The 12,604-nt window shown below is 76.7% G+C and carries 10 protein-coding genes; 5 read left to right on the forward strand and 5 right to left on the reverse strand.

The features are described 5' to 3' along the window. The first annotated feature begins 55 nt into the window (after positions 1–55). Positions 56–1,018, forward strand: a complete 963-nt coding sequence (gene nudC, locus SK069_RS16725) for an NAD(+) diphosphatase (protein WP_319955393.1) — start codon at positions 56–58, stop codon at positions 1,016–1,018. 79 nt (positions 1,019–1,097) lie between these two features. Here the strand turns inward: nudC and SK069_RS16730 are convergent, their stop codons facing one another. Both SK069_RS16730 and SK069_RS16735 read right to left on the reverse strand, forming a co-directional pair. Further along, the gene (locus SK069_RS16730; protein ID WP_319955394.1) at positions 1,098–1,601 is read right to left on the reverse strand and encodes a MaoC/PaaZ C-terminal domain-containing protein; all 504 of its coding nucleotides are present in this window, start codon (positions 1,599–1,601) and stop codon (positions 1,098–1,100) included. A gap of 353 nt (positions 1,602–1,954) precedes the next feature. Beyond that, complete coding sequence (locus SK069_RS16735; RefSeq protein WP_319955395.1) at positions 1,955–3,043, reverse strand: NAD(P)-dependent alcohol dehydrogenase; 1,089 nt, start codon at positions 3,041–3,043, stop codon at positions 1,955–1,957. Positions 3,044–3,148: 105 nt separating this feature from the next. Between SK069_RS16735 and SK069_RS16740 the strand changes: the two genes are divergently transcribed. The 3 genes from SK069_RS16740 (at position 3,149) to SK069_RS16750 (ending at position 7,943) form a co-directional block, all read left to right on the forward strand. Further along, positions 3,149–4,000 carry an MmyB family transcriptional regulator gene (locus tag SK069_RS16740; RefSeq protein WP_406628309.1) on the forward strand — a complete coding sequence of 284 codons (852 nt, stop codon included), beginning with the start codon at positions 3,149–3,151 and terminating at the stop codon, positions 3,998–4,000. 109 nt (positions 4,001–4,109) lie between these two features. Then, entirely contained in the window at positions 4,110–7,406 is a 3,297-nt protein-coding gene (locus tag SK069_RS16745; RefSeq protein WP_319955396.1) for an MMPL family transporter, read from the forward strand. An 84-nt stretch (positions 7,407–7,490) separates the two neighbouring features. After that, positions 7,491–7,943: a nuclear transport factor 2 family protein gene (locus SK069_RS16750; protein WP_319955397.1), complete on the forward strand. Its 453-nt coding sequence runs from the start codon at positions 7,491–7,493 to the stop codon at positions 7,941–7,943. Between the two features lie 134 nt (positions 7,944–8,077). Here SK069_RS16750 and SK069_RS16755 read toward each other — a convergent pair whose 3' ends face one another. Both SK069_RS16755 and SK069_RS16760 read right to left on the reverse strand, forming a co-directional pair. Next, positions 8,078–8,662 (reverse strand): hypothetical protein, encoded by a 585-nt coding sequence (locus SK069_RS16755; protein ID WP_319955398.1) that lies wholly within the window; start codon positions 8,660–8,662, stop codon positions 8,078–8,080. Positions 8,663–8,780: 118 nt separating this feature from the next. Next, positions 8,781–9,755 carry an aldo/keto reductase gene (locus SK069_RS16760; protein WP_319955399.1) on the reverse strand — a complete coding sequence of 325 codons (975 nt, stop codon included), beginning with the start codon at positions 9,753–9,755 and terminating at the stop codon, positions 8,781–8,783. A 56-nt stretch (positions 9,756–9,811) separates the two neighbouring features. Here SK069_RS16760 and SK069_RS16765 point away from each other — a divergent pair, with 56 nt between their 5' ends. After that, entirely contained in the window at positions 9,812–10,681 is an 870-nt protein-coding gene (locus SK069_RS16765) for a LysR family transcriptional regulator (RefSeq protein WP_319955400.1), read from the forward strand. Here the strand turns inward: SK069_RS16765 and SK069_RS16770 are convergent. Further along, the gene (locus SK069_RS16770; RefSeq protein ID WP_319955401.1) at positions 10,678–12,558 is read right to left on the reverse strand and encodes a serine hydrolase; all 1,881 of its coding nucleotides are present in this window, start codon (positions 12,556–12,558) and stop codon (positions 10,678–10,680) included. The two genes, SK069_RS16765 and SK069_RS16770, sit on opposite strands and share 4 nt — an antisense overlap. Between the last annotated feature and the right edge of the window lie 46 nt (positions 12,559–12,604).

The following is a 12,604-nucleotide window of genomic DNA, read 5'->3' on the forward strand; positions in this document are numbered from 1 at the left end:
ACGCTAGCTCCTCGGCCGCCGCGGGGCGCGGGGCCCACGGCGCTAGGTTCCGAGCATGACGGGCCCCAACGCGCTCACCGGCGCCGAGATCGACCGGGCCGAGGACCATCGGCGCCGCGACGCCGACTGGCTGGCCGCCCAGCGCGCCGATCCTCGCGCCCGAGCGGTGGTGCTCGGCGACGCCGGCGTCCGCGCCCGCGACGGCGCGATCGAGCGGGTGCCGCTCGACGCGCTCGACGCCGGCCGCGAGGACGCGCTGCTCCTCGGCCTCGACGCACGCGGACCGCTGTTCGTCGTCGACGAGGACCCGCCGCGGCCCGGACGGCGCGCGCCGCTCGTCGGCGCCGGCGGCCCGCGGGGCGAGCCCGCGCCCGACGCCCCGGACCGCGTCGGGCTGCGAACCGCCGCCCAGGTGCTGCCCCAGGCCGACGGCGGGCTCGTGGCCTACGCGGCCGGCCTGCTGAACTGGCACCGCAACCACCGCCACTGCGCGGTCTGCGGCGCGCCGACCACCGTCGGCGAGGGCGGGATCCTGCGGGCGTGCGGGGCCTGCGGCACGACGCACCACCCGCGGACCGATCCGGTGGTGATCATGCTCGTCGTCGACGAGGAGGGGGACCGGGTCCTCCTCGGGCGCCAGGAGACCTGGCCGGCGCGGCGGTACTCGGCGCTCGCGGGGTTCGTCTCGCCGGGCGAGAGCCTCGAGGAGGCCGTCGCCCGCGAGGTCCGCGAGGAGGCCGGCGTCCGCGTCGGCGCTCCGCGGTACGCGGGCTCCCAGCCGTGGCCCTTCCCCGCGTCGCTCATGATCGGCTTCCTCGTCCCGTGGGACGGCGGCGAGATCCGCGTCGAGGACGAGCTCGAGGACGCCCGCTGGTTCGAGCGGGACGACGTCGCCGCCGCCGCGGCGGTGGACGACGGCGACACGTCGTGGGAGCAGCTGCCGCCCGGGGACGGCCTCGTGCTGCCGCCACGATCGGCGATCGCGCGCCGGCTCGTCGAGGACTGGCTCGCCGGCTGAGCATCGTTCCCCGTGGGCGCCCCCGCCACGACCACCGGCGGAGCGACGCCATTCCGGCCCGGTGGCCTGCGGTGCGCGCTCAACCGCGGCGCAGGACGACGAAGTCGACCTCGTAGGCGAGCAGCAGCTCGCCCTCCGCGACGCCGCGGACCTCGACGTCCGCGCGGACCGCGGCCCGGTCGTCCCGGTAGGGCTCGACGGCGACGAGGACGACGCCGACCTCCACGAGCGCGCCGGCGCGGGCCGGTGCCGGCAGGCGCACGCCCGACGCCCCGCGGCCGGCCACGAGCGCGACGTGGCGGTGGATCCCCTCGACGAGCAGCCGCTGCGCCACCCCCATCGTGTGCAGGCCGCTGGCGATCAGCCCGCCGAACGGCGAGGCCGCAGCGGCCTCGGGGTCGACGTGGAAGGGCAGCGGGTCCCACTGCCGGCCGAAGTCGACGATCTCCTCCGCCGTGAGCCGCCACCGGCCCAGCGTCCGGGGCACGCCGACCGGCAGGTCCTCCGCGAACCACGGCGCCTGCTCGTGCGTCGGCCAGCCCTCGGCGGGGTTGCGGTCCTCGGCGGGAGCGGCGATCGGCACGGCCCGACTCTAGGCGGACGCGGCCTCCGGGCGATCGGCACGCGTGGCCCGGATCGTGCGCCTCCACAAGCGGAGCACGAGGTCGACGGCGGTCGCGACCGGTCGGCGGGCCGCGACGAGCGGATTGCCGGGCGGGTCGCGACGGCCCGGCGACGAGCTACGAGCGGGGCGTGAACCTCCTCCGCGTCGGCGACGGTCCGCCCCGGGAGGCGCTTCCTGCTCGCGACGGCGCCCACCCTCCCCGGGCTCCGGGAGGCCAAGGCGCCGAGGAGGTTCCCGCCGTCCCCGCCCGGCGCGATGGCAGCACCTCGAGGGCGGCGCGCCCTTCGGGGGCCGCACCGCCCCGCCGGGCCTCAGCCCGCGGCCGGCAGCGTCGCGTTGTCGATGACGAACCGGTAGCGGACGTCGGAGGCGAGGACGCGCTCCCATGCCTCGTTCACCTGGTCGGCCGAGATCCGCTCGATCTCCGCGGTGATGCCGTGCTCGGCGCAGAAGTCGAGCATCTCCTGGGTCTCGGCGATCGAGCCGATCGCCGAGCCGGCGAAGGTCCGTCGCTGCAGGAGCAGGGCGAACGCCGGGACCGGCAGCGGCTCCGGCGGCGCGCCGACGTTCACCAGCGCGCCGTCCGTGCGCAGCAGTCCGAGGAAGCGCCCGATGTCGAGCTTCGCGCTGACGGTGTTCACGATGAGGTCGAAGCGCCCGGCGAGCTCGTCGAACGTCGCGTCGTCGCTCGTGGCGAAGTACCCGTCGGCGCCGAGCGCCAGACCCGCCTCCTGCTTGCGCAGCGACTGGGAGAGCACCGTCACCTCTGCACCGAGCGCCTTGGCGATCTTCACCGCCAGGTGCCCGAGGCCGCCGAGGCCGACCACCGCCACGCGCTTGCCGGGCCCCGCGTCCCAGTGGCGCAGCGGCGAGTAGGTCGTGATGCCGGCGCAGAGCAGCGGGGCGGCGGCGTCGAGCTCCAGGCCGTCCGGGATCCGCAGCACGAAGTCCTGGTCGACGACGACGTGGTCGGAGTAGCCGCCGTAGGTCACGGTGCCGTCGCGGTCGACCGAGCCGTAGGTCTGCGTGTTGCCGGCCAGGCAGTACTGCTCCTTGCCGTCGCGGCAGTTCTCGCACTCCCGGCAGGAGTTCACCATGCACCCGACGCCGACGCGGTCGCCCGGGGCGAAGCCCTCGACCTCCGCGCCGACCTCGGCCACCACGCCGGCGATCTCGTGCCCCGGCACCGCCGGATAGGGGACCCGTCCCCACTCGCCGCGCGCGAAGTGGATGTCGGAGTGGCAGATCCCGCAGAAGCGGATGTCGATCCGGACGTCGCGCGGACCGACGACGCGCCGCGCGATCTCCAGCGGCTCCAGCGGCCCGTCCGCGCTGAACGTCCCGACCGCGCGCGCGGTCGTGGTGCCGGGGGTGGTGGCGAGGTCCACGGTCTCGGTCATGACGTTCACGGTAGATCGCCGCCGACCTGCCCGCGAGGGGTTCTCAGCACCCCTCTGCGACGCGCCAGGTCCGCGCGCCGGGCGACCGCGGATACGCTGTGCGCGGTGGATCGGCGCCGGGAGATCCGGGACTTCCTCGTCTCGCGTCGCGCGCGGATCACGCCGGAGCAGGCGGGGATCGACCTGCCCGGGGGCGGCCGACGCCGCGTGCCCGGTCTCCGGCGCAGCGAGGTGGCGGCGCTCGCGAGCATCAGCGTCGACTACTACGTGCAGCTCGAGCGCGGCGACCTCGACGGCGCCTCGGACGCGGTGCTCGCGGCGCTCGCCCGCGCGCTGCAGCTGGACGACGCCGAGCGCGCCCACCTCCTCGGCCTCGCGCGCACGGGCACCGACCCCGATCCGCCGACCACCGCGCTGCGACCGCACGTGCAGCGGGTGCTCGAGACGTTCGCGGGCGTCGCGCTCGTGCGCAACCGCCGCTGGGACTACCTCGGCGCCAACCACCTGGGCCGCGCCCTCTACGCCCCGATCTTCGACGCTCCCCGCGAGCCGCCGAACCACCTGCGGTTCCTCTTCCTCGACGCGGCGGCCCGGACGTTCACGCCCGACTGGGAGGACACCGCCCGCGACGCCGTGCGGATCCTCCGGGCGGAGGCGAGCGCCGCGCCGCACGACCCGGGCCCGGCCGCGCTGATCGAGGAGCTGCGGCACGCGAGCGAGGCGTTCGCGGCGATCTGGGACGAGCAGGACGTCCGGCTGCCCGCGGCCGGCCGCCACCGCTTCCTGCACCCCGAGGTCGGCCCGCTCGAGCTGACGTTCGAGGCCGCGACGCTGCGCGCCGACCACGGCCTGACCCTGCTGCTGGCGACCGCCGAGCCCGGATCGGCGACGGCGGACGCCCTGCGCCGCCTCGCCGACCGGCCGCCGACGCCGTTCACGAACACCGACGTTCGGTGACGTCGCGCACACGACGCGACGCGCGGACCGACCGGCGGGTAGGCTCCTCCTCCCGTCATCAGATACCGGCGAGTATCTGAACGCGGCGGACGACGAGGAGCAGCCAGGCATGAGGGCAGCCCGGGCCGTGATGGCCCGCCCGCGGACGGTGATCGCGCTCTGGAGCGCGCTGATCGTGCTGCTCGCCGTCCAGGGGATCGGCGTCGAGGACCGGCTTCACGGCTCGAGCCTCGAGGTCCCCGGCTCGGCGTCGCAGGCCAACCAGGAGCGGTCGGCGCGCTTCGGCGACGGGGCGCCGATGACCGTCGTGCTGCGCGGTCCGACCGCGGAGGTCCGCGCGCAGGGCATCCGGCTCGCCCGCCGCATCGAGCGCCTGCCCCGGACGGTCGCGCTGGACCCCTGGCGCGGCGACGGGACCCGCGCCGCGGGCGACCGCCGGGCCGGCGTCATCGTCGTGCGCCAGGAGGCCGACACCGAGACCCAGGCGCGCGACACGGTGCCGGCCGTCCGCAAGATGGTCGCCGAGCTCCGCGCGCCCGTGCGCGGGCACCTGACCGGCATCGCCGACGTCGGCAACGGCATCAACGAGAGCTCGTTCGATGCCCTGACGCGCGCGGAGGTCATCGCCGCGCCGCTGCTGCTCATCGTCCTGCTGCTCGTCTTTCGCAGCGTCGTCGCCGCCGGGCTGCCGCTGCTCCTCGGGCTCATGACGATCGCGGCGGCACGCGGCACGATCGGGCTCGTCAACGAGGTCGTCGAGCTCGACGCGATCGCGCTGAGCATCGGCAGCATGCTCGGGCTCGCGCTCGGGGTCGACTACGCGCTGCTCATCGTCTCGCGGTTCCGCGAGGAGCTCGACGCCGGTCGGACCCCGGTCGAGGCCGCCGTCGAGGCGACCTCGAAGGCCGGGCACACCGTGCTCGTCGCGGGCGCGGCGCTGCTCGTCTCGCTGCTCGCGTCGTTCGCCCTCTCGCCCGGGTCGTTGCTCGTCGCCGGCGCCGTCGGGGCGTCCGTCGCCGCGATCCTGAGCATGGGCGGTGCCGTGACGTTCCTCCCCGCCCTGCTCTCGCTGCTCGGCACGCGGATCGACCGCTGGAGCTTCGGCGCGTCGCGGGCGGCGCGCGGCGAGGGCGCGGCCGGCCGCCTGGCGCTCGGCGCCCTGCGTCGCCCGCGGCTGGCGGCCGCGCTCGTCGGCGGCCTGCTGCTCCTGCTCGCCGTGCCGGCCCTCGGGCTGCAGACGGGCCCGCCCGACGTCCGCACGCTGCCCGCCTCCGCGCTCGAGCGCCGCGACTACGAGGCGATCCGCTCCACCCTCGGACCCGGCTGGATGGCGCCCTTCGACCTCGTCGTCACCGCCGATCGGGGGTCGATCACCGACCCGGCCCGCCTGCGCGCCCTCGGCCGCCTGCAGGACCGCCTCATCCGGCACCGCGGCGTCGAGACGGTCATCGGCCCCGCGGAGCTGCGCGCCGCCGACCGCGAGCTGCAGCGGATCCCCGACCGGTTCGACGACGCCCGCGCCGCGCTGCGCGACGGTCGCCGCGACCAGCGGCGGCTCGAGCAGGGGATGCGGCGCGTCGGGAGCGGGATCGCGACGCTCCGCTCGGGGCTCGACGACGCCGCCGCCGGCGCCGCGGCCCTGCGCGACGGTGGCGCCCGCTCGGCCGACGCGACGGCCCGGCTCCGGGCCGGCATCGACCGCGCGCGGACCGGCGCCACCGCGATCGTCGAGGGCCTGGACCGCGCCGACGACGGCGCGCGGGCGCTGGAGGCCGGCGTCGGACGCGCCGGGCGCGGGCTGCGCGAGGTCGCGACGGGCCTCGACGCGCTGCGGACCGGCGCCGGGCAGGGGCGCGACGGCGCACGCGAGCTCGCCGGCGGGTTGCGGACGGCGCAGGCCGGGGCGACGCAGCTGCGCGAGCCGGCGCAGCGCGCCGACGCCGAGCTGCGCCGCGCGCTGCGCGAGCTCGACCGCATGGCGCCGACGTCGAAGATCGATCCGAGCTACCGCCGGCTCTACGAGGCGGTCGGCACCGCCCAGGCCGCGGTGTCGGGGCGGGACCCGCGGACCGGCGCCGCCGTCCGCCCGGGGTACGACGGCCTCGACGCCGGGCTCGCGCAGCTCGCGGGTCGACTCGGCGACGCGGTCGCCGGCGCCGACCGGCTGGCGGCCGGCATCGACGCGCTGCAGCAGGGCGTCGGGCGCCTCGATCGCGGCGTCGCGGCGCTGCGGAGCGGGACGACGACGCTGCGGCGCAGCTCCGCGCAGCTCGCCGCCGGCCTGGCGACGCTCGGGCGCGGCGGCGGCGATCTGGAGACGGGGCTCGGGCGGCTGCGCGCCGGCGCCACGCAGCTGGACGCCGGCGCGCGGAGCCTGCGCGGCGGCGCGGATCGGCTGGCCGGCGGCCTGCGCGACGGCAGCAGCCGCAGCGCGCAGCTGACCGGCGGCGTGGACCGGATCGCGTCCGGCGTCTCCGGCGGCGAGCGGCGCACGCGCGAGCTCGAGGGACGCCTGCGGGCCACCGCGCGGATCTCCGACCTGACGCGCTCCGGGCACCTGCTCCTGGCGGCGATCGACAGCGCTCCCGCCGCGGACCGCCGCGCGGCGCGGCTCGTGGTGAACGTCGACCGCGGCGGCGACGCGGCCGACATCATCGTCGTCCCGCGAACGGACGAGAGCCACGACGGCGCGCCGTTGCGCCCGGTGCTCGAGCGCGAGGCCGCGCGGTTCGAGCGCGAGTCCGGCCTGCAGGCGTCGGTCGGCGGCGCGGCGGCGGCGCTGCAGGACTTCGACCGCGTCAGCGGCGAGCGCCTGCTGCCGCTGATCGTCGCGCTCGTCCTGCTGACGCTCCTCGCGCTGACGGTGATCTTCCGCTCGATGATCCTCGCCGCGATCGCGGTCGGGCTGAACGTCGCCACGGTGCTCGCGGCGTTCGGGGTGCTCGCGCTGCTCTTCCAGGGCGACGCGCCGGTGCTCGGCGGCCCCGGCTTCCTCGACGCGATCATCACGCTCGGGATGCTGAGCATCGTCTTCGGCCTCTCGATCGACTACGCCGTCTTCATCATCAGCCGGATGCGCGAGGGCTTCGCCCTCACCGGCGACCCCGACGAGGCGATCCGCTACGGGATCCGTGGCACCGCGCGGATCATCACCGGCGCGGCCACGATCATGAGCGGGGCGTTCATCGCGCTCGCGCTCGCCGACATCTCGACGCTGCGCCAGTTCGGCGTCGGGCTGACGGTCGCCGTGCTCCTCGACGCGACGCTCGTGCGGCTCGTGCTGCTGCCCGCGGCGGTGAAGCTCGCCGGGCCGCGCGCGTGGCGGACGCCGCGCCTGCTGGCCCCGCGGCGGCTCGCGACGGACGGTGACGTCCAGGGGGCGGCCGGACCGCAGCCTCCGCGCTGAGGGCCGGGCGGGCGGTCGCGGCTCCTCCCGCGCGTCCGCCGCGATGATGCGCCGCGGTCGTTTGACATGTGTCAGGATCGGGGCATGACGCGGGTGGAGCAGATCCCTCGGTACGGCGACGAGGAGTTCCTCGACGCGTGGAGCACGGCCTGGAGCTGCGGCGACCCGGACCGCCTCCTGCCACTGATGGCGCCGGACGCCCTGTACCGCGACGACGGGTCGGACCTCGACTTCCACGGCCACGACGAGATCGCGCGCTTCTACCGGTTCATGCTCCGGTTCGCCCCCGACAGCGCGATCCGGTTCACCGCCGCCCACGGCGACGCGGACGGCTTCGCGGCGCGCTGGACCTGGTCGGGGACCGCGTCCGGCCGGCTGCGGCTCGGCGACCGCGTGCACGAGACCAACGGCGCCGCCTTCTCGGTCGAGGGCGTGGCCTGGTGCGGGCTCACCGACGACGGCCTGCTCGCCTCGCACGTCGACTATTACGACATGCGGGCCGTCGTGCAGGCGGTCGCCGTCGACCCGGGCGCGTAGCCCAGGGCGCGTCGCCGCGATGCGCGGCGACGGTGCCCACGTCACGGGATCCCGCGGCCGCCGACCGCCTCGCCCGAGCTCCGGGCACGGTCGTGGTCCCCGACGGCGCGACCCGGCCGAACGCGGGGTCCGGGCTACGGGGCCGGGGAACCGGCGCGATCCGCCCCGTCGGGGTCCGCCGCGCTCGCCACGCCACCCCCCGGATCGGTGCCCGCAGGCTCGGACCAGGCACCGCGCAGCGCGGCGACGATCTCGCGGCAGCGATCGAGGCGGAACGTCGTGCGCGAGGTGACCCATCCCGCGTCGGCGACGGTCTCGACCGCCGACGGAGCGGTCGCGAACCAGTCCAGCGCCGGCAGGTCCACGTCGGCGTCCGGGACGTGCGGACGATCGATGGCCAGGCCGAGGCGCCCGTCGCAGGGGTCCTCGATGAAGAGGCCCTGCGGTCGGTCGCCGTCGGCGTGCTGGCCGGGGATCCACCACCGCAGGCGCGCCGTGAAGGTCGGCGCCGTCTGCGATCGGTACCCGAGGGCGCCCTCCAGTCCGGCGACGAGCTGCGCCGCGGCGGCCGGCAGGAGGTCGACCGCTGATCGGTCGACCTGCACGAGCAGCCGGCCGGGTCCCGGGGTCCAGAGGTGGAGCGCGAGGTCGTCGTAGGAGGCGAGCGACCGCGGTCCCGATGAGCCTGCGTCGCCGTCCGTCGTCCCGTGTCCGTGCATCTTCGCCCTCTGCCGGCGAGATCGACTCGCCCGCTCGTGGCCGCGAAGCGTACGTCGTCGACCGTCGAACGACCCGCGCTGGGACGGATCGCCCAGCGCGCCGGCCGTCCTCGGCGCCTCAGCGCTCCGAATCCAGCGCGGCCATGCTGTGCTCGTCGTAGCGGTCCCCGGCGACCTCCTCGGCGGGCACCGCCGCCGCGATCCGCTCCAGCGCGTCGGCGTCGAGCTGGACCTCCGTGGCCCCGAGGGCCTCGGCGAGCCGCTCTCGGGTGCGGGCGCCGATCACCGGGACGATGTCGCGGCCCTGGGCGGCGACCCACGCGATCGCGACCTGGGCGACGGTCGCGCCCTGCGCCTCGGCGACGCCGCGCAGCGTCTCCACGAGCGCGAGGTTCCGCTCGAGGTTCTCGCCGCGGAAGCGCGGCGAGCGGGCGCGGAAGTCGGTCGCGCCGACCTCGCGGTCCGCGCGCCAGTGCCCCGAGAGCAGGCCGCGCGAGAGGACCCCGTAGGCGGTGATGTCGATCCCGAGCTCGCGCGTGACGGGCAGGATCTCGGTCTCCAGCCCGCGCGACATGAGCGAGTACTCGATCTGGAGGTCGGCGATCGGGGTCACCGCGGCGGCGCGCCGGATCGTGTCGGCGCCGACCTCGGAGAGACCGGCGCTGCGGACGTAGCCGGCCGCGACGAGCTCGGCGATCGCCCCGACCGTCTCCTCGATCGGCACCGCCGGGTCCAGGCGCGCCGGGCGGTAGACGTCGACGTGGTCGGTGCCGAGCCGGTTCAGCGTGTAGGCCAGCGCGGTCTTCACCGCCGCCGGGCGGGCGTCGTAGCCGATCCACGCGCCGTCGGGACCGCGCTGGGCGCCGAACTTCACGCTGATCGTGACGGCGTCGCGATCGATCCCGCCGGATCGCAGCGCCTCGCCGAGCAGCAGCTCGTTGCGTCCCATCCCGTAGAAGTCGCCGGTGTCCAGGAACGTCACGCCGGCGTCGAGCGCGGCGTGGATCGTGGCGATGCTCTCGGCGTCGTCGGCCGGCCCGTACATGTCGGACATGCCCATGAGGCCGAGGGCGATGGGGGTCGTGGAGGTCATGATGTGATGGTGCGCCCCCGGCGCGCCGAACGGAAAGACCCACCCGGAATCGCGTCATGCCCGAGCTGCGTCACCTCCGCGTCTTCCTCGCCGTCGCCGACGAGCTGCACTTCACCCGCGCCGCCGAGCGGCTGTTCCTCGCGCAGCCGGCGGTCTCGAAGGCCGTCGCCCAGCTCGAGCGCGAGCTCGGCGTGGACCTGCTGGAGCGCACGACGCGCGAGGTCCGCCTGACCGCGGCGGGCGAGGCGCTGCGCGCCGACGCGCAGGGGATCGTCGACGCCGCCGACGCGGCCTTCGCCCGCGCACGCGAGCACGGTGCCGGGCTGGCGGGCGAGATCGCGATCGGGGTGACCGGCGCGGTCGGGCCGGCCACGCGTCGAGACGCGACCCGGCGCCTGCGCGAGGCCGCGCCCGAGCTGTCGGTTGCCCTGCGGGAGCTGCGCCCGCGCGAGATCGCGACCTTCCTGGCGGAGCGACGCGTCGACGTCGTCCTCGCCCGGACGATCCGCCGCGAGGAAGGGCTGCGGGCGACATCGCTGGCCCCGACGCCGGCGGCGCTGCTCGTGCCCGCGACGAGTCCCCTCGCGGCGCACGAGGAGCCGGTCGAGCTCGCCGCGCTGGACGGCCTGCGGCTGCGCACCTGGAGCGCCCCGGGCACGCCCTACACCGACCTGCTCGTCGCCCTCTGCGCGGCGGCCGGCGCGCGGGTGACCCCCGCCGAGACCGCGGTCACGGGCGGCGCGGACCTCGTCGAGCTCGACGGGGACGACCTCGTCGCGATCGTCCCCGCCGGGTGGTCGCCGCCGCCGGGGACCGCGGCCGTCGAGCTGGCCGGCGACGTGACGCTGCCCCTGCTGGCGATCCACCGCGCCGGACCGGCGACGCCGGCCGTCGAGCGGCTGATCGCCCTGCTCGGGGACCGCTAGCGGCGCGCGACGACGACCGCGCCGCCGCGCGGGTGCCCGGGTGCGGTGACGGAGACGCGCAGGCGCCCGGCCCGCGTCGGACGGACCGCGATCCGCGCGCGCCCGGCCGCGCTCGTCCGCACGCGCCGACCACCGAGGACGACCGTCGCCCCGACCGGCGCGCTGACGCTCCCGCGGCGGCTGCGGACCGTCACGCGGACCCGGGTGGCACGGCCGACGGGGACGGTCCGCGGCGTGACGCGCACGACGAGCCGCCCGGCGGGCGGGTGGAGCCGGACGGGGATCGCCGTCGGGATGCCGGCCGCGTCGTCGCGGGTCGTCGCGCCGACCGTCGCCACGACGCCGATCGTGTCGCCGGCCACGGCGGCGCGGAGGAGGTCGCGCGGGACCGCGAGGCGGACCACGGCGCTCGTCCCGCGCGCGAGCTCGACGGTGCTCGCCGCGCCCGCGGGCGCGCCCGGTCGGGCGACGGCGACCGTGCCGCGGCACGGCAGCTGCCCGCGTGGCGGGCAGCGCACGGTCAGCGGCACCCGGTCGTCGGGCCCGATCGTCGCGTCGCGCTCGGCGACCTGCAGGGCGCGCCCGCGACGCGGACCGGCGGGCGGCAGCGGCGTGCCGAGGACCTGAGGGCCGGCGAGGATCGTGCCGGGGTCCAGGAGCGCGTGCCCGAGGATCCCGCCCTCCAGCCCGCCTTCGTGCTCGGCGCCCTCGGCGGCGCTCTCCCACGGCAGCGCGGCGGCGGAGGCGACCGGCGCGGGGCGCCGGATCGACGTCAGGACGCCGTGGAGCAGGCGGTTGACGACGGCGTCGAAGTCGACGTACGGCCCGTGCCGGGTGACGACGAGGTCGAGGCTCGGCACGACCCACACGACCTGGCCGCCGATCCCCATGAACGCGTACGCGTCGCGCGGGGCGTAGGGGGCCATCGGGTGCTCGTAGAACGTGCGGTAGAGCTGCGTGTCGATGATCTGGCGGTCGCCGCGGTTCGTCCAGAAGAACATCGAGTACGCGGGGTTGATCGCGGTGCCGGCCGGCACCTCCGCCATCCACTCGGGGTCCAGGAGCTGCACGCCGTTCCAGGCCCCGCGCTGGAGCATGAGCTGCCCCAGGCGCACCCAGTTGCGCTCGGGCGTCTGCACGCCCCAGTAACCGGCGGCGCGCCCGGTGCGGTCGCGCGTGAGCGTCACCTCGGCGTCGGGAATCCCGATCCGGTCCAGGACCTCGCGCTGCAGGAACGTCGCGAACGACGCGCCGGCGGCCCGGCTCACCATCTCCGCGACGAGCGACACGACGACCTCCATGTACTCGTAGCGCGTGCCGGGCGCGAACTCGACCGGCAGCGTCAGCGCGTTGCGGACGTGGTCGTCGTTGACGTAGAGGTAGTCGCGGACCCAGTTGAAGTGCAGGCCCGAGACCTGGTTCAGCAGCTGGCGCAGCGTCAGGTCGCCGTGCGCGGCGTCGGCCTCCGGCAGCAGCCCGCCGACCCGGTCGTCGAGCGACAGCAGCCCGAGCCGGATCGCTCGCCCCACGGCGATCGAGGTCACCGACTTCGCCGTCGAGAACGACTCCCACGGCGTCTCGGCGCGGTCGGTGTAGCGCGTCGCCGCGAGGCACCCGTGCCGCGCGACGGTGAACGAGCCGCCGAACTCCTCCGCGACGCCGTCGAGGGCCCGGTCCAGCGCCGGCTCGTCGAACCCCAGCGCGGCCGGCGAGCGCTTCAGCAGGTCCCCCGTCGGCGTCGCCGGGCACCCGCCCTCGACCGTCGTGGCCCCGGCGGCCGCCGGCACGACGAGCAGGGCGGCGAGGGTCGCGAGGAGCGCCGCGGCCCCGCGTGATCGGCGGCGCGCTGGTCGAGGCGTGCGGGGATGAGGATGCATGGCGGCTCCGGGACGGACACCGATCTTCCCGCACGCGGCGCCGGTC

The sequence above is a fragment of the Patulibacter brassicae genome, assembly GCF_033949425.1.
Taxonomy (GTDB): domain Bacteria; phylum Actinomycetota; class Thermoleophilia; order Solirubrobacterales; family Solirubrobacteraceae; genus Patulibacter; species Patulibacter brassicae.

Bases quoted from the DNA above. Each gene is read 5' to 3' on its own strand.
- SK069_RS16770 (WP_319955401.1), bottom strand. From the start codon at position 12,558: ATGCATCCTCATCCCCGCACGCCTCGACCAGCGCGCCGCCGATCACGC.
- SK069_RS16765 (WP_319955400.1), top strand. From the start codon at position 9,812: ATGCCCGAGCTGCGTCACCTCCGCGTCTTCCTCGCCGTCGCCGACGAG.
- SK069_RS16750 (WP_319955397.1), top strand. From the start codon at position 7,491: ATGACGCGGGTGGAGCAGATCCCTCGGTACGGCGACGAGGAGTTCCTC.
- SK069_RS16745 (WP_319955396.1), top strand. From the start codon at position 4,110: ATGAGGGCAGCCCGGGCCGTGATGGCCCGCCCGCGGACGGTGATCGCG.
- SK069_RS16735 (WP_319955395.1), bottom strand. From the start codon at position 3,043: ATGACCGAGACCGTGGACCTCGCCACCACCCCCGGCACCACGACCGCG.
- SK069_RS16755 (WP_319955398.1), bottom strand. From the start codon at position 8,662: ATGCACGGACACGGGACGACGGACGGCGACGCAGGCTCATCGGGACCG.
- nudC (WP_319955393.1), top strand. From the start codon at position 56: ATGACGGGCCCCAACGCGCTCACCGGCGCCGAGATCGACCGGGCCGAG.
- SK069_RS16760 (WP_319955399.1), bottom strand. From the start codon at position 9,755: ATGACCTCCACGACCCCCATCGCCCTCGGCCTCATGGGCATGTCCGAC.